Source organism: Actinomyces weissii (assembly GCF_016598775.1).
Classification (GTDB): domain Bacteria; phylum Actinomycetota; class Actinomycetes; order Actinomycetales; family Actinomycetaceae; genus Actinomyces; species Actinomyces weissii.
Map to the genome: position 1 here is coordinate 2302386 of NZ_CP066802.1, position 16091 is coordinate 2318476.

Here is a 16091-nt window from a genome sequence, read left to right on the forward strand (position 1 = left end):
CCCAAATGCCACACCCCCTCTCCGGCCGGAGCTTCCTCAAGGAGATCGACTTCACCGCCAAGGAGTGGAGCATCCTGCTGAACCTCGCCGCCCAGCTCAAGGCCGACAAGAAGGCCGGCAGGGAGGTGAAACGGCTGACCGGCAAGAACATCGCCCTGCTGTTCGAGAAGACCTCCACCCGCACCCGCTGCGCCTTCGAGGTCGGCGCCTACGACCAGGGCGCCCAGGTCACCTACCTGGACCCCTCCGGCAGCCAGATGGGCCACAAGGAGTCCGTGGCTGACACCGCCCGCGTGCTGGGGCGCATGTTCGACGGCATCGAGTTCCGCGGCAAGCGCCAGGACCACGTCGAGCAGCTCTCCGAGCTCTCCGGCGTGCCGGTGTGGAACGGCCTGACCGACGAGTGGCACCCCACCCAGGCCCTGGCCGACCAGCTCACCATGATCGAGCACTCCGGCAAGGACCTGAAGAACGTGTCCCTGGCCTACCTGGGAGACGCCCGCAACAACGTCGCCAACTCCCTGCTGGTGGCGGGGGCCCTGATGGGTATGGACGTGCGCCTGGTCGGCCCGGAGGCCCTGCACCCCGCCGAGGACGTCATCGCCCACGCCGAGCGCCTGGCCCAGGAGTCCGGCGCCAGGATCACCATCACCGACGACGTCGCCGCAGGCGTCAAGGGCGTGGACTTCCTGTACACGGACGTGTGGGTCTCCATGGGTGAGCCCAAGGAGGTCTGGGACGAGCGCATCGCCCTGCTCAGGCCCTACCAGGTCAACGGCGAGCTGGTGAGGCTCACCGGCAACCCGCAGGTCAAGTTCCTGCACTGCCTGCCTGCCTTCCACGACCGCCTCACCACCGTCGGCGAGGACATCTACAGCAAGACCGGCCTGGACGGCCTGGAGGTCACTGACGACGTCTTCGAGACCGACGTCAACATCGCCTTCGACCAGGCGGAGAACCGTATGCACACCATCAAGGCCGTGATGGTGGCGACCCTGGGCAGCTGGGAGGACTGAGCATGCGCGTCGTCGCCGCCCTGGGCGGGAACGCCCTGATGCGCCGGGGGGAGAAGCCCGACGCCCGCACCCAGATCGCCAACGTGGAGGTGGCCGCCCGGCAGCTGGCCGCTATCGCCGAGAAGCACGAGCTGATCATCACGCACGGCAACGGGCCCCAGGTGGGCACCTTGGCCCTGCAGTCAGCCAATGACGAGCGCCTCTCCGAGCCCTACCCCCTGGACACCATCGGGGCTGAGACCCAGGGCATGATCGGCTACTGGCTGCTGCAGGCCATGCAGAACGCGCTGCCCGGACGCCACGTGGCCTCAATGGTGAGCCAGACCCTGGTCCTGGCCGGGGACCCGGCCTTCGCCAACCCCACCAAGTTCGTGGGCGAGGTCTACGAGGAGCAGGAGGCCCACGCCCTGGCCGCGGAGAAGGGCTGGACCGTCAAGCAGGACGGCAGGCACTGGCGCCGTGTGGTCGGCTCCCCCCGGCCCCAGCGGGTCATCGAGACCCGCCTGGCCCGCACCCTGCTCCACGCCGGGGCCGTGGTGATCTGCTCCGGCGGTGGCGGCGTACCGGTGATCCGTAACGCCAAGGGCAAGCTCCAGGGCGTGGAGGCCGTGGTGGACAAGGACCTGACCGCCGCCGTGCTCGCCGAGCACCTGGAGGCCGACGTCCTGCTGATCCTCACCGACGTCGACGGGGTCTGCACGGACTTCGGCACCCCCGCGCAGAAGCGCGTGGACCGGGCCACCCCCGCCTCGCTGCGGGCCATGAACCTGCCCGCCGGGTCCATGGGCCCCAAGGTGGAGGCCGTGTGCCGCTTCGTCGAGCTCACCGGTGACATGGCGGCGATCGGACGCCTGGAGGACGCCGCCGCCCTCATCGAGGGCACGGCGGGCACCGTGGTAACCGCTGGCGGCAACTACGGCGGCCCGGACGACATCCGCCCGCCGCTGCCGGAACCCACTCACGACCGCCTGCGCTCCTCCTGAGCCCGTGCAGTCCGTCACCCGTCGCAAAGGGAGGAGCCAACCCAGACCGGAGACCAGCAGCCCCCTCCACCAGAGACCGTGTCAAGACACCAGAGAAACCATCACAAAGGAGTGAACAACATGACGAAGATCGTCAACTCTTGGAACGACTTCGACCCGCTCAAGCACGTGATCGTCGGGCGCGCCGACTTCTCCGTGATCCCTCCGGAGGAGCCCGCCACCTCGGAGAAGGTGCCGATCGACTCGGAGATGCGCGGCATGTGGGGCCCCCGCCCCACCGCCACAGTCGAGGCCGCCAACGAGCAGCTGGACAACTACGCCAAGATCCTTGAGGGCCTGGGCGTCAAGGTTGACCGGCCCACCCCGCTGCAGTGGAACCAGGCCATCACGACGCCCGACTTCCGCACGGAGTCCGGCTTCACCCAGATGCCTCCCCGTGACATCCTGCTCACCATCGGTGACGAGATCATGGCCTCGGCCAACTCCTTCCGCTGCCGCTACTTCGAGTACCTGGCCTACTGGCCGCTGATGAACGAGTACTTCGAGAAGGACCCCGAGTTCAAGTGGACCCAGGCCCCGCGCCCCCGCCTGACCGACAAGTCCTACAAGCACAACTACTACGACGAGAAGATCTCCCTGGAGGAGCGCCTGGAGCGCACCGCCGCCAAGGACTTCGTCACCACCGAGGTGGAGCCCCTGTGGGACGCCGCCGACGTCATGCGCGTGGGTAAGGACCTGTTCATCCAGCACGGCCTGACCACCAACCGCAAGGCCATGGAGTGGTTCAAGCGCTACTACCCCGACCTGCGGGTGCACGCCGTGAACTTCCCCGGTGACCCCTACCCGATCCACATCGACGCGACCTTCGTGCCGCTGCGGCCCGGGCTGATCATCAACAACCCGCACCGCCGCCTGCCCGAGGAGCAGCGCAAGATCTTCGAGGCCAACGACTGGCAGATCGTGGACGCGGCCCAGCCGGCCCACGAGACCCCGCCCCCGCTGTGCTACTCCTCCGTGTGGCTGTCCATGAACTGCCTGGTCATCGACCACAAGACCGTGTGCGTAGAGGCCAGCGAGGTGCACCAGATGGAGCAGATGGACAAGCTGGGCATGAACGTCATCCCGGTCCCCTTCCGCGACGCCTACGCCTTCGGTGGCGGCCTGCACTGCGCCACCGCGGACGTCTACCGCGAGGGCACCTGCGAGGACTACTTCCCCAACCAGGTCGAGGACCCGACCCTCGTCTGAGCGGGACCGTGCCGGGGTGGGGCGGCGTGCCCGCCGCCCCACCCCGCCCCCACCCTCACCACCCCCTGAACGTCAAGGAACAACATGAACACGAGCCCTGCCGAGACAACGACGTCCGGCGAGTACGTCATGAACAAGAAGCTTGGCGCCCTAGCCATGGTCCTGTCCGCCACGGGCATGGGCCTGGTGGGCACCCTCTCCCGCGGCGCGACCCTCGGCCTGGCCACGGAGGACAAGTCCGTTATCGGCTCCTTCCTGGCCTTTGGGCGCATGAGCATGGGACTGATCGGCTTCACGCTGATGCTCTTCATGTTCAAGAAGACCGGGCTGTTCCGGACCACCCGGCTCAGTCCCGCAATCGCCATGGGAGGTATCAGCATCGGCCTGTCCCTAGGCTTCTACATCTCCTCCACCCTGATGACCTCGATCGCCAACGCGGTCTTCCTTATCTATACCGGCCCGCTTTTCTGCACCATCCTCGCGCGCATCTTCCGCAAGGAGAAGGTGGACCTCATCAACGGGTTCTTCCTGTTCCTGGTGTTCGTGGGCATGCTGCTCACCATCCAGATCATCAACTATGAAAACGGCTCCCTGACCTTCGGCCTGGACCTGTCCACCGCCTCCGCCGAGTACCCCCGCAAGCCCCTGGGAGACCTCTTCGGGCTGCTATCCGGCGTGTTCTACGGCATGGCCCTGTTCTTCAACGGGTACCGCAAGGACGTGGACTCCTTCGTCCGCGGCACCTGGAACTTTGCCTGGGCCGTAGCCGCCACCGCCTGCATGTCCCTGATCCTGCGGCCCTGGCACGGCGTGTCCACCTTCACCGCCACCAACTGGGCGTGGGCCTTCGGCCTGTTCTTCTTCTGCGGACTGTTCGCACTCGGTTTCCTGGTGGTTGCCGGACGCAACCTGCCTGCCGTGGAGATGTCCACCATCTCCTACTGGGAGTGCGTCGTGGCCATCATCTGCGGGTTCTTCTTCTTCAAGGAGACCCTGACCCCCATGGGCGCCCTAGGAGGTCTGCTGATTATCGGCGGTGGTTTCGCACCGATCGTCGTCGACGCCGTAAACCGCCGTCGTGAGGTAGCTGCCGGCACCGGAGCCACCGCTGCCCAGACTCCCTGATGACAGCCCAGGGTGCTGGTCCCGCCCGCAGCCGGTCCCCTGCGGGCGGGACCAGCACCCGGCCCACTGAAAACTATCCGGCACGCGACCGCACCGGAACCGTGCACACCTGACGGGAGCAGACTCAAATGACCACCACCGTCCGTTCTAAACCTGGCCATACCACCCAGGAGGACCATGAGCACGCCGTGGCTGTACGCCGTGCGGCCGAGGCCTCCTTCATTGGTAACTTCATCGAGTGGTTCGACTACGCCTCCTACGGCTACCTGGCCGCCGTGATCGGGAACGTATTCTTCCCAGAGCTAACCCCTACCGCCCGGCTGCTGTCCTCATTCGCGGTATTCGCCACCAGCTTCCTCCTGCGCCCCGTAGGCGCGGTCATCTGGGGGATCCTGGGCGACAAGCGTGGACGCCGCTGGGCCTTGTCGTGGTCCATCATCATCATGTCCGGCGCCACCTTCCTGGTAGGGGTGCTGCCCGGGTACGCCCAGCTCGGTATCTGGGCCGCCGTCCTGCTGGTGCTGCTGCGCATGTGCCAGGGCTTCTCCGCCTCCGGTGAGTACGCCGGGGCCGGGACCTTCCTGGCCGAGTACGCCCCGCCCGGCAGGCGTGGCGTGTACGTGTCCCTGGTGCCCGCCTCCACCGCCGCCGGCCTGCTGGTCGGCTCGCTGTTCGCCTCCGGCCTGTACTGGCTGCTGGACGACCAGGCCATGTCTGCCTGGGGCTGGCGCGTGCCCTTCCTGCTGGCTGGGCCGCTGGGACTGGTCGGACGCTACATCCGGGTCCACCTGGAGGACTCCCCCGTCTACCAGGCCCTGGTGGCCGCCTCCGCCAGCAAGGCGCAGGCGGAGGGCAATGTACCCGCCAGCCAACGCGGTCAGCACTGGGCTGAGCCCCTGCGCATCCTCCTGCGCGACCACCGCCGGGCCGTGGTGTCCTGCTTCGGGGTCAGCTGCCTGAACGCCGTCGCCTTCTACATGCTGCTGAGCTATATGCCCACCTACGTGCAGCACGAGCTGGGCTTCTCAGAGACCCGCTCCACCCTGGCCACCTCCGTGACCCTGGCGGTGTACGTAGGCGCGATCTTCTTCATGGGGCACGTCTCTGACATCTTCGGCAGGCGGCGGGTCCTGACCATCGCCTGCCTGGCCTTCATCGTCTTGTCCGTGCCCCTGTTCACGCTGATGAACCACAGCTCGCTGCTGGTCATCATCCTGTGCGAGATCGCCTTCGCCCTGGTGCTGACCGCCAATGACGGCACCCTGGCGTCCTTCCTGGCGGAGAGCTTCCCCACAGAGGTGCGCTACTCCGGATTCGCCCTGTCATTCAACCTGGCCAACACGATCCTGGGCGGGACCTGCCCGTTCATCGCTACCTGGCTGACGGCAACCACCGGCTACCGCCTGGCGCCAGCCTTCTACCTGACCGCAGTCGCGGCGCTGGCCCTGCTGACCCTGCTGGTCTCCCACGTGGACCCGCACCGCGACCTTGAGGCGCACGACTAATTCAGCCCTCCTTGGGCTACGTACCATTGCTGACCATGGACAGCGAGACCAGACCGGGTGCCCCGACCTCAAAGGGTGAGGCCCGTCGGCAAGCCATTATCTCTGCCGCCGCCGCTATCATCCACGAGTCGGGGCCCGCGTCTGTCACGCACCGGGCCGTAGCCAGGAGGGCTGGCTGCTCCCTGTCCGCCACCACCTACTACTTCAAGGGCCTGGACGACCTGCTCTACCAGGCGGGCATGGCCAATATCCGCAGGTGGGCACGCCGGGCGGAACGGGCCGCGGAGAAGGCTGAGGCCCTGGCGCAGCCGCCGGACCTGGAGGAGTGCATCGAGCTGATCCTGGCAGCCACCCTGCCCGCCGAGGGCCCCTACCTGGGGCACTACATCCAGCTGATCTCCGCTGGGGACACCGCCCCCGTGGGCCGCGCCTACCGGGAGGGCCGCCAGCAGCTCAATGCCGCCGTCAACCGCCTCATCGCCGCGCTAGGCCTCCCGGCGACGGCGGAGGTGGTGATCGCCGCCGTGGACGGCGCCGCCGTCACCGCCCTCAGTGAGCAGCGGGACGTCAAGGAGACCGCCCGCTCCCTGCTACGGCGTCTGAGCATGTACATCGCCCTGCTGTCCCGGTCGGGCCGCAGCTCCAAGGACCTGGAGGCCCTGAGCGCTGACCTCGCCCGCCCCACCGTCCACCAGCTGGCGGGCGGCCCGCTGACGCCCCAGCCGCAGCCTGGCTGAGCACGACCTGGCTGCACACCAACCGCCCACCCGCCACGCGGCCCACCGGTCAGGCCGTTCCCGCCACGCAGGCAGCAGGTGGCCGCAGGCTCCCGCCCGGCTGCCTGCGGCTACCTGCTACCTGGACGGCGGACGCCTGCCTAGCCGTCTTCTTGGCCGTCTACTCGGCAGCCGTCTTGCTGGCAGTCTTAGCAGCTGTACTAGTGGTCTTGACAGCCGTCTTCTTGGCGGTCGTCTTGCTACCGGTCTTGCTCGCTGCCTTGGTGGTGGTCCGCTTGGTGGTGCTGCGCTTCTTGGCTGGCCCCTTGGCCCGCTTCTCCGCCAGCAGCTCGTAGGCGCGCTCCGGGGTCACCGTGGCCGGGTCGTCGTCGCGGCGCAGGGTCACGTTCGTCTCCCCGTCCGTGAAGTACGGGCCGAAGCGCCCGTCCTTGATAACCACCGGGCGGCCTGAGACCGGGTCCGTGCCCAGCTCCCGCAACGGCCCCCGGGCCGCCGCCTGCCCGCGGCGCCGCTTGGGCTGCGCAAAGATCTCCAGCGCCTGCTCCAGGGTCACCGTGAGCAGCTGCTCCTCGCTCTCCAGGGAGCGCGAGTCCGTGCCCTTCTTCAGGTAGGGCCCGTAGCGCCCGTTCTGCGCGGTAATGTCCACGCCCTCCGCGTCCTGGCCCACCACCCGCGGCAGGCTGAGCAGGTCCAGGGCCTGCTCCAGGGTCACGGTGGCCAGGTCCATGCTCTTGAACAAGGAGGCCGTGCGCGGCTTGGGCCCCGCCGCCTTCTTGGTGCTGCGCTTCTTGGGCTGGTCAGCCTCCTCAGCCTCACCTGGCGGCTCCGGCAGCACCTCGGTTACGTAGGGGCCGTAGCGGCCGTCCTTGGCGATGATGGTGTGCCCTGTGGCCGGGTCCACCCCCAGCTCCCGGCCGTCGTCGGCGGCCCGCGCGAACAGCTCCCGCGCCCGCGCCACCGTCAGCTCGTCAGGGGCCACGTCCGCGGGCACGTTAGCGCGCTTGCCCTCCGTGTCCTCCAGGTAGGGGCCGTAACGCCCCACGCGCAGGGTGATGCCCTCCCCGATCTCCACGGAGTTGACGGCCCGCGCGTCGATCTCCCCCAGGCCCGCGAGCATCTGCGCCAGGCCCAGGCGTCCGCCCTCCCCGGCATCGCCCACCGGCTCCTGCCCCGACCCGGCGCCCTTGTAGAAGCGGGTCAGCCAGGCCACCCGGTCCAGCTCACCAGCGGCGATCCGGTCCAGGTCCCGCTCCATAGAGGCCGTGAAGTCGTAGTCCACCAGCTCCGCGAAGTTCTCCTCCAGCAGGCGGGTGACGGCGAAGGCCAGCCAGGTGGGCACCAGCGCCTGGCCCCGGTGGTCCACGTAGCCCCGGTCGGAGATGGTGGACATGGTGGCGGCGTAGGTGGAGGGGCGGCCGATCTCCCGCTCCTCCAGGGCCCGCACCAAGGAGGCCTCGGTGTAGCGGGGCGGCGGTGTGGTCTCGTGGCCGGAGGCCTCGGCCTGCACCGTGTCCAGCTCCTGGCCCGCCACCATCGCGGGCAGGCGCACCTCCCGGTCCGCGCGGGCGCCGCCCTCCGCCGCCTCGTAGCGCTCGGCGTCGCGGCCCTCCTCGTAGGCGGCCAGGAAGCCCCGGAAGGTGATGACCGTGCCCGAGGCCGTCAGCCCCGCCGTCTTGAAGGTGGCCCCGGCGTCACGCGCCTCACCCAGGACCCCCGCGATCGGTACCTCCACGTGCACGGTGGCGGTGGAGCCGACGGCGTCGGCCATCTGGGAGGCCACGGTGCGCTTCCAGATCAGCTCGTAGAGCTTGAACTGGGAGGCGGTCAGGGAGCCCGCCACCTGCGCCGGGGTGCGGAAGTGGTCACCAGCAGGGCGGATCGCCTCGTGGGCCTCCTGGGCACCCTTGGACTTGGTGGCGTACACGCGCGGCTTGTCCGGCACGTACTGGGGGCCGTAGAGCTCGGCGACCTGGGCGCGGGCGGCCGCCACCGCCTGCCCGGACAGCACCGTGGAGTCGGTACGCATGTAGGTGATGTAGCCGTTCTCGTAAAGGCCCTGGGCCACGCGCATGGTCTCGCGCGGGTTCATGCGCAGCTTGCGGGAGGCCTCCTGCTGCAAGGTGGAGGTGGTGAAGGGGGCCGCCGGACGCCGCCGGTAGGGCTTCTCGTCCACCTTGGCCACCTGCGCCGTCGCCCGGCTGAGCGCCGCGGCCACCGCCTTGGCCCCGCCCTCGTGCAGGTGGATCAGCTGGGCCTTGCGGGCGGCGGCACTGAGCTCACCGGCGTCGGTGAAGTCCCGTCCCGTGGCCACGCGGCGCCCGTCCAGGGTGGCCAGGCGGGCCGTGAAGGTGGCCTCCTGGCGGGCGGCGGCGTCCACCTTGGACAGCACGGTGGTCAGGTCGGCCACCACTCCCCAGTAGGCGGCGGCGGTGAAGGCCATGCGCTCGCGCTCCCGCTCCACCACCAGGCGGGTGGCCACCGACTGCACGCGCCCGGCGGACAGGCCCGCCCGCACCTTGCGCCACAGCACCGGGCTGACCTCGTAGCCCACCAGGCGGTCCAGGATGCGGCGGGTCTCCTGGGCGTCCACCAGGTCCATGTCGATGTCCCGGGTGGAGGCCAGCGCCCGGGTGACCGCCTCCTTGGTGATCTCCGTGAAGGTCATGCGGCGCACCGGCACCTTGGGCTGGAGGACCTCCTTGAGGTGCCAGGCGATCGCCTCCCCCTCACGGTCGTCGTCCGTGGCCAGGTAGAGCTCGTCCGCCTCCTTGAGGGCCTTCTTGAGGGCGGTGACCGTCTTCTTCTTGTCGGGGTTGACCACGTAGTAGGGGGTGAAGCCGTCCTCCACGTCCACCGCGAAGCGCCCGTAAGGGCCCTTCTTCATGGTGGCGGGCAGCTCGGAGGGCTGGGGCAGGTCCCGGATGTGCCCCACGGAGGCCTCGACGTCGAACTCCGGTCCTAGGTAGCCGGAGATTGAGCGGACCTTGTTGGGGGACTCAACGATCACAAGCTTGGTGGTCATGACGACCTTCCTGGCGGGCACGGCAGAGACGTGAGGACGGGTCCAGGCGCGGCAGCCGCACCGGACGGGGCAGCCCGACTGTAACCCACCAGCCGGTTGCAAGCAGCCCTGGAGTCGGTAGGCGGCCTACAAGGCCGTAGGAACGAGGGAGTTCCAGGAGGTCGCTCACGGTGGAGCGACGGTCCTCCCGCCAGGGCCTGTTCTAGCGTCCTAGGGTGTTGCGGGGGCCTGGCATGCCGTGCTGGGGCGGGCGGGCGCCCTGGTGGCGGGTGGCGGCGGTGTGCTGGATAGAGGCCAGCACCTGCTGGGGCGAGAGCTTCTTGGGCTGGCCCGGGCGGGACGCCTGCTGGCTGGCAGAGCGCTGCGGCCCCTGCTGCGGGGTCTGCCGTGGTGCCTGTTGCGGGACCTCGTGGCGGTGCGCCTGCCCGCAGCGGTCCACGTGCTCCACCAGCGTGGGCTGGTCCTCCCGCCTAGTGACCACCACCAGGTCCACCTGCGGAAATCCTCTTTCCAGGGCCAGCTGGAAGGTCATGCGGGCGTTATCCGTGCACCGGCACACCTCCCCCTCCCCAGTAGCCTGGAACACGCCCGCCACCGCGCTCCTGGGCGTGAAACGAGCCCCCACCTCCCCCCGCGAACGCGGACCCGCCCACCGCTGGAACGCTCCCCGCTCACACACCTGCCGCGGCGTGTCCGCCACCACCACGACCACCTGCCCGTACTTGGCTGCCTTGAGCTCCTCCAGCAGGCGCGGGCCCTGCCCCCGGGCAGGAGACTCCATCCACTGCAAGGTCCCCTCGATCTTGACGTCAAACCGCTTCTTGAGCAGCTCGAAGCGCACCAGGTCCGCGGTGTCGGTGGACATCTGGTGCACCAGCGTCGCCAGCTCCCCACGCACCACAGGCCGCCCGTCAACCAGCACCTGCGGCGCGTGCCGCGCCAGCAAGGCGTCCCAGTGCGCCCGGGCCCTCTCCAGCAGCCCCTGGTCAACCTCCAGCCCCTCCACCCGGTTACCCAGCAGCAGCTGCTTGACGTCATCAGCGTCCACCGTGGTGAAACCAGCCTCGTCCAGACCCATACGCCCAGACTCACCCGCCCCCAGCACACCCCCGGCCACACCCACCGCCCGGGACTTACCCGCCCCCGGCGCCCCCGCCATAATGATCGCCCGCCCCCGCCGCGAACCACAGGCACCCGCCCGCGCCACGTAAGCCGCAACCACCGCCTCCCGCAGCTCGTACCAGGCAGAACCCTTAGCAGGCTTAGCGGGCAGGCAGTGCTCCTGCGACAACCGCCGGACCACCTCAGCCACCTGCGCCCCCGTACGCCCCAGCACGCCCGCCCGCTCCTGCCCAGACGCCACGGGCCCCTCGGGCTCAGTACCCCCAGAACTCGGCACTGCCATAAGGCGCCTCCGGGGGCTGGGGCAGGCTCTGGGCTATGTCATCCAGCTCCGCGAACTCCTCCAAGGTGAGGAACCTGTTGAAGCGGAGACTCTCAATGTCCTCCCAGCTGCCGCGGTCGTAGCCGTCATAGCCCCGCACCCGCCCAAAGGTGTAGGGCCAGACCCGCAACCGCTCCATCATCTCCTGGGTACTGATCTGACCCGCAGCCCGCCGCCACCCCAGCTCCACAGGCGTGACCGGACGGATCTCCTCACCCCGCTCCATGTCCCGCTGGACAGACAGAACCAGCCACAGCTCGGTACCCACCCGCTCGGCTACCTCCTGGGGGCTGAGCCCCTGCGCCAGCAGGTCCCGGCTCAAACGGTCCTCCTCAATCGGAGCCAGAAACTCCAAGGCAAGCGCCCGCAGGTCCTCACCATCACGACCCACCAGCACCGTCCCGTCATCCAGCACCAGCCTCCCAGCAACCCCCTCCTCAGCAACCCGCCCCTCAGGAACCGGCTCCGGCTGCCCCTGGCCCACCGGCCCCTCCGGCAAACTCTGCCCCACCGGCTCTACCACCTCACCCACCACAACCTCCTACCTCCCAGAAAGGGATCCCAGCAGTACCCACCCCAAGAACGCTACCCCACCCACCCCCAGCACAAAGGCACTTCACCCCACCCAGGACAACACGACCCCAAAGAAACCACAGGCCACTCTCACCCCCAGAACTCGGGGAGCCAACGGGCAAGGTCGAGTGCCAATCCCATAAGCGTCAGGACTGTCTCCTGCCTAGATATCCAGCCCAGCCAGTAAGGGTCCAATGAGCGTTAGCGCCGCTGCCTGGAGGCTGCCGCGGGCCCAGACAACAGCACCAGCACCGCCATACCGGCGCAGGCGGTGGCGACCGTAGCGGCCGCACCGGCCGCATAGGCCATGAGCTCGTCCGGGACGGAGGCGGCTTCCTCGGCCCCCCACAGGGTCCACAGCTCCAGCGGCACGGACGCCAGTCCCGCCAGCAGGCCCACGAGCAGCAGCGCCAGGGTGGGGGCCGTCATCCCCGCGGAACCCCAGTGCCGCCCCCGCCCCCCAGGACCGTTAGCCGGGCCCTCGTCCTGCCAGCAGCCACCCGCCACCGCCAAGGCCCCCCAGCCCAGGGCGAGCAGCAGCGCGGCCACGACGTCGGCGGGACGGTGCCACTGGCACACCAGCGTGGAGTAGCCGACAGCCACCGCCACGAGCGCCCCCGCCCAGGCGGCCAGGGGACGCCAGCGCCGGGAGGTCACCAGCACCAGGGCCACGGCCGCGGAGGCCGCCACGGCGGTGTGCCCCGAAGGCAGGGTGTTGGCGCCGTCCCACCGCTGCGACAGACCGAACTCGGGCCGCCACAGGACCCAGTGCTTAATGACCTGCGTAGAGACATTCGTGGCCACGACGACGCCCGCGGCCCACAAGGCCCGCCGTCGGCTCCCCCGCCACAGCGCCAGGAGCAGCACCGCCAGGATCAGGGCCACCAGGCCCGGCATGGTTATCACCTGCAACAGGCTGCGGGCGTGCCCGGAGACGAAGCGGGCCCCGATCAGTGAGCCGCTCAACGCCGTCTGCTCCATGAGCTGCCCGGTGCGGGTGAGCACCAGGGCCGCCCATAAGGCGGGCACCCCCAGGAAGCAGAGCCCGGCCAGCAGCCCGGCCAGCACCCGGTGCGCGCCCCTAACTACAGCCGGGCCGTTCCTTAACGCGGTGGTGGGGGTTCCTGCGGCGGCGGGGATCACGACGGATGTTGGGGCCGCTGCCGCAGCGGGGCTCCCCAGGGCTGTCGGGGCCTCAGTCTCAGTGGCGATATCGAGCCAGTGCAGCGTCCCTGCGAAGCCGCTGGCTTCCGCTCCGCCCCCGTCCAACCAGTGGAGACCTTTAGCGCTGCCAACCGTTGCGGGGCTAGATGGCAGCCTCGTAGGCGCCTCAGCTGCGGCACCACCCCGAGGCGTCCACGCCGGGGCCCGCCCAGGTTCCCAGCCGGGCGTGGCGGTGCTGGAGGCGCCAGCGGGCGCACCGGCTGTCGCGTCGGTAGCGTCTGGGTGGCTGCGGGCCACCTCCTGGGTCCTCGGTGTCACGGCCTGGATGCTATGGGCCGTTCCTGGGTACTCCATGGCCGTCGGCTATAAACCCTCCCGCACACCCCGGCAGGCAGTTGGCAAGCCTCTGTACTGCAAGCAAATAACCAGGTCCTAGTGGGGTAACGCACAGTAGGCGCCACGCCCGGGGCAGGCTGCTTCCGGCCGGGCAGCCTAGTGGCAGCGCCGAAGTGAGCACCTGGCAGCCGTCATGCTGGCCTCCGCCCAGACCCGGCCAGGCACCTGCCCAGCAGGCGCCCCCAGGCAGGCACGGGTCGTAGCACTGGTCTGCCTGGACGTACCCGGGTCAGGGCGGTACCCCCAGGCAGGCGCGGGTCTCAGTCCAGCAGCAGGAAGCCCGCCCCCACCAGCTCACGGGTGGCGTCCACCAGCTCCTGGCGCAGGGCGAGCGCCCGCTCCGAGGCCGCACCAGTACTCGCCTCCCCGCCAGCGCTCGCCTCCGTTCCAGGGCCGCCGTCGGTCTGCTCGCCGTCAACCGCGGTCAGGGCGGCCAGCGCCGTAGCCACCTGGGCCACGCTCAGCTCTCCGTCCGCCACGTCCACCAGGGCCGCGAGCGCCGTACCGGCCCGCAGCACCCGTCCCAGGCCCCCGCCCTGGCGCACCAGGATCGCGGTGGGCTCGGTGGCCCCTGGCCGCAGGTGCCGCTCCTGCGTGACGTCGGGGGCGACCACGGGCCGCAGCGCGGCGACGGCGTCGTCGTCCAGCTGTGCCAGGCGGCTGCGGGCCTCCACCACCTGGGCCACGTGCTCCCCCAGGGACCCGTTGCCGCTGGTGGTGACCTCCTCCAGGACCCGCCAGGGGGCGCGCGTCCCTGCGGCAGCGGGGCGGTGCAGGACCAGGTAGCCGAAGCCCACCGCCTCCACCCCGCGCTGCTCGAAGTCCGCGATCCAGGCCTCCAGGCGGGCCTCGAAACCGGCCCGGTCCCGCTCGGGGGTGGAGCCGCCGTCCCGCAGCCACATGGTGGCGTACTCCACCGGGTCCTGCTGCTCGCGCTGGACCACCCAGGCGTCTACGTCCGCCGGGAGCCAGGCGGTCACGAGCGCGCGCCAGTCCTGGCCACGGTGGTGCTCCCAGTTGCCCAGCATGACGGCGGTGCCGCCAGGGGCCAGGTGCTCACCGAGGGCGGGGACCAGGGCGGGCAGCACGGGAGCGCCGGCGTCGCGGTACTCCATGAGGGCCAGGCCGGCGGCGCGCACGGCGGGCGGGGTGATGACGAAGGGCGGGTTGCTGGCCACCAGGTCGAAGCGGCGGCCCGCCACGGGCTCCAGGAAGGAGCCTTGCCGCAGCTCCAGGCGGCCCGGCTCCACCCCGGCCAGGGCCGTGTTGAAGGCGGTGAAGGCCAGGGCGCGGGCGGAGATGTCGGTGGCGGTGACCTGCTGGCAGTGGCGCAGCAGGTAGAGGGTCTGGATACCGCAGCCGCAGCCCAGGTCCAGGGCGGTGCGGACGGGACGGCGCGGGGTCAGGGCCGCCAGGGTCAGGCCCGCGCCGCCGATGCCGAGCACGTGGTCCGGCGGCAGCTCGCGCCCGGTCTCCAGCTCGCCCAGGTCGGAGGCCACCCACCAGCGCACGGGCCCGGCGTCGTCGGTGGCCTCGTGGGGGCGCAGGTCGACGGCGGCGCGTACCGCGTCCGGGCGGGGCCCCGGGGACGGGCTGGGCCCGGCGACCGGTTGGGTGACCAGCCCGGGGGTGCCGCTGGCCGGGGTAGGCGTGGCAGCCGCGGCAGACGTGGTGGCCTGGCCGCTTGCCGTGGCAGGAGCGGTGTCCTGGCCGCCGCTGGGAGTGCTGCTGGACCCAGCGGGGGCTTTGCCGTCGGCGGGGCTTAGCACGGATTCCACCAGTTCCACCAGCCCAAGCTCCAGGGCTCCGGCAGTGCCGGTGCGGGGCAGGGCGGCGTCCAGGTCGGTGGCGCTGACGCCCTGGCCCAGCATAAACAGGGCCGTCAGGGTGGCCACCGGGTCCGGGGCGCGGCCTGCAGCACGACGCCGGGCGGTGTGCGCCCGCAGCGCACGCAGGGCGGGCAGCCTCTGCTCACGGCGCAGGGCGGCGTCGGCAACCGGCCCCAGCAGGCTGGCGACAGCGTCCACCCCCCAGCCGCTGTCCTCCAGGTCAGCACGGAGACGCTGCGCCTGCGCGGGGGTGGCGGCGGGCACTGGCCTGGCTAGAGGCGCGCTGCTGGTCGCTGCGCCGGTCAGGATGCTGGGCACTGTGCTGGTCGCGTTGCTGGTCATGGCAGCGACGCTACCCGTTGAACCGCCTGCTCCGTCCGGCACGGCGGTCAGCGCCCTGGCGCCCCTGCGACGGCACCCTCCGCCGTCGCACCGGGGACGCGGCCGCCCCAGCGCCTTCCGTAGCAGGTGGTGGCTCAGGCGTCAGGGTCGGCGTCGATGGCTCCCTGCACGTCGTGGAAGAGGAGGTTGGAGATCTCCACCTGCACCATCTGGACGGCGGGGATGTCGTCCAGCACCAGGGGGTCGTCAGCGCTGGTCTGCAGGCTCAGGGTGCCGCAGCGGAAGATGCGGTCAGACATGCTGCGCTGCTGCTGCACGTCGGAGATGCGCGACAGCGGCAGGTCGTGCCCGGTCTTGTTGAACACGCCCTTGCGCGTGATGACGCGCTTGGTGGTGATCGTGAAGGTCTCGTTGGCCCACTTGATCCACGGCACCAGCAGCACCGGGACGCTCGCCACGGCCACGAGCACCCAGATCGCCAGGACCACCCAGCGCCGCCACTCGCCGTCCGGGAGCAGGACGGTGGCCGCCGTCGCCGCGATAATCATTAGCAGAACTGATAGGTAACGCCACAGCAGGACCTTCCAGTGGCGGTGCATGTGGCGCACCACCACCTCATCCTGGCTGAGCAGCTTGTTCGGGATACCCATGGCCCCCAGTCTGCCAGCATCCGCCAGGGTATCGCCGCAAGAGCAGCGTCTCTCAGC

12 protein-coding genes are annotated in these 16091 nt (G+C 70.1%); 6 read left to right on the forward strand and 6 right to left on the reverse strand.

Annotated elements, in window-relative coordinates; all coding sequences use genetic code 11:
• Window positions 1-5: 5 nt before the first annotated feature.
• The 6 genes from argF (at window position 6) to JG540_RS09285 (ending at window position 6614) form a co-directional block, all read left to right on the forward strand.
• Window positions 6-1016: an ornithine carbamoyltransferase gene (gene argF / locus JG540_RS09260; protein ID WP_200275552.1), complete on the forward strand. Its 1011-nt coding sequence runs from the start codon at window positions 6-8 to the stop codon at window positions 1014-1016.
• A gap of 2 nt (window positions 1017-1018) precedes the next feature.
• Window positions 1019-1999, forward strand: a complete 981-nt coding sequence (gene arcC, locus JG540_RS09265; protein WP_200275554.1) for a carbamate kinase — start codon at window positions 1019-1021, stop codon at window positions 1997-1999.
• Window positions 2000-2119: 120 nt separating this feature from the next.
• Complete coding sequence (locus JG540_RS09270; RefSeq protein ID WP_200275556.1) at window positions 2120-3247, forward strand: serine/threonine protein kinase; 1128 nt, start codon at window positions 2120-2122, stop codon at window positions 3245-3247.
• Window positions 3248-3331: 84 nt separating this feature from the next.
• The gene (locus JG540_RS09275; protein WP_234042788.1) at window positions 3332-4372 is read left to right on the forward strand and encodes a DMT family transporter; all 1041 of its coding nucleotides are present in this window, start codon (window positions 3332-3334) and stop codon (window positions 4370-4372) included.
• 128 nt (window positions 4373-4500) lie between these two features.
• Window positions 4501-5877: an MFS transporter gene (locus JG540_RS09280; RefSeq protein WP_200275558.1), complete on the forward strand. Its 1377-nt coding sequence runs from the start codon at window positions 4501-4503 to the stop codon at window positions 5875-5877.
• 35 nt (window positions 5878-5912) lie between these two features.
• A complete protein-coding gene (locus JG540_RS09285) occupies window positions 5913-6614 on the forward strand; it encodes a TetR/AcrR family transcriptional regulator (protein ID WP_200275560.1) in 702 nt (233 codons plus the stop codon).
• Window positions 6615-6774: 160 nt separating this feature from the next.
• Here JG540_RS09285 and topA read toward each other — a convergent pair whose 3' ends face one another.
• From topA to JG540_RS09315, 6 genes are all read right to left on the reverse strand, one after another.
• Window positions 6775-9636 (reverse strand): type I DNA topoisomerase, encoded by a 2862-nt coding sequence (topA, locus tag JG540_RS09290; protein WP_200275562.1) that lies wholly within the window; start codon window positions 9634-9636, stop codon window positions 6775-6777.
• Between the two features lie 202 nt (window positions 9637-9838).
• Window positions 9839-11041 (reverse strand): hypothetical protein, encoded by a 1203-nt coding sequence (locus JG540_RS09295; RefSeq protein WP_200275564.1) that lies wholly within the window; start codon window positions 11039-11041, stop codon window positions 9839-9841.
• The gene (locus JG540_RS09300; protein ID WP_200275566.1) at window positions 11013-11612 is read right to left on the reverse strand and encodes a hypothetical protein; all 600 of its coding nucleotides are present in this window, start codon (window positions 11610-11612) and stop codon (window positions 11013-11015) included. The genes JG540_RS09295 and JG540_RS09300 overlap by 29 nt, the downstream gene beginning before the upstream one ends.
• A gap of 242 nt (window positions 11613-11854) precedes the next feature.
• A complete protein-coding gene (locus JG540_RS09305) occupies window positions 11855-12796 on the reverse strand; it encodes a phosphatase PAP2 family protein (protein ID WP_234042789.1) in 942 nt (313 codons plus the stop codon).
• A 677-nt stretch (window positions 12797-13473) separates the two neighbouring features.
• Window positions 13474-15384 carry a DUF7059 domain-containing protein gene (locus JG540_RS09310; protein ID WP_200275568.1) on the reverse strand — a complete coding sequence of 637 codons (1911 nt, stop codon included), beginning with the start codon at window positions 15382-15384 and terminating at the stop codon, window positions 13474-13476.
• 134 nt (window positions 15385-15518) lie between these two features.
• A complete protein-coding gene (locus JG540_RS09315) occupies window positions 15519-16034 on the reverse strand; it encodes a PH domain-containing protein (protein WP_200275570.1) in 516 nt (171 codons plus the stop codon).
• Window positions 16035-16091 lie beyond the last annotated feature (57 nt).

Bases quoted from the DNA above. Each gene is read 5' to 3' on its own strand.
- topA (WP_200275562.1), bottom strand. From the start codon at position 9,636: ATGACCACCAAGCTTGTGATCGTTGAGTCCCCCAACAAGGTCCGCTCA.
- JG540_RS09315 (WP_200275570.1), bottom strand. From the start codon at position 16,034: ATGGGTATCCCGAACAAGCTGCTCAGCCAGGATGAGGTGGTGGTGCGC.
- argF (WP_200275552.1), top strand. From the start codon at position 6: ATGCCACACCCCCTCTCCGGCCGGAGCTTCCTCAAGGAGATCGACTTC.
- arcC (WP_200275554.1), top strand. From the start codon at position 1,019: ATGCGCGTCGTCGCCGCCCTGGGCGGGAACGCCCTGATGCGCCGGGGG.
- JG540_RS09270 (WP_200275556.1), top strand. From the start codon at position 2,120: ATGACGAAGATCGTCAACTCTTGGAACGACTTCGACCCGCTCAAGCAC.
- JG540_RS09285 (WP_200275560.1), top strand. From the start codon at position 5,913: ATGGACAGCGAGACCAGACCGGGTGCCCCGACCTCAAAGGGTGAGGCC.
- JG540_RS09280 (WP_200275558.1), top strand. From the start codon at position 4,501: ATGACCACCACCGTCCGTTCTAAACCTGGCCATACCACCCAGGAGGAC.
- JG540_RS09295 (WP_200275564.1), bottom strand. From the start codon at position 11,041: ATGGCAGTGCCGAGTTCTGGGGGTACTGAGCCCGAGGGGCCCGTGGCG.
- JG540_RS09275 (WP_234042788.1), top strand. From the start codon at position 3,332: ATGAACACGAGCCCTGCCGAGACAACGACGTCCGGCGAGTACGTCATG.
- JG540_RS09310 (WP_200275568.1), bottom strand. From the start codon at position 15,384: ATGACCAGCAACGCGACCAGCACAGTGCCCAGCATCCTGACCGGCGCA.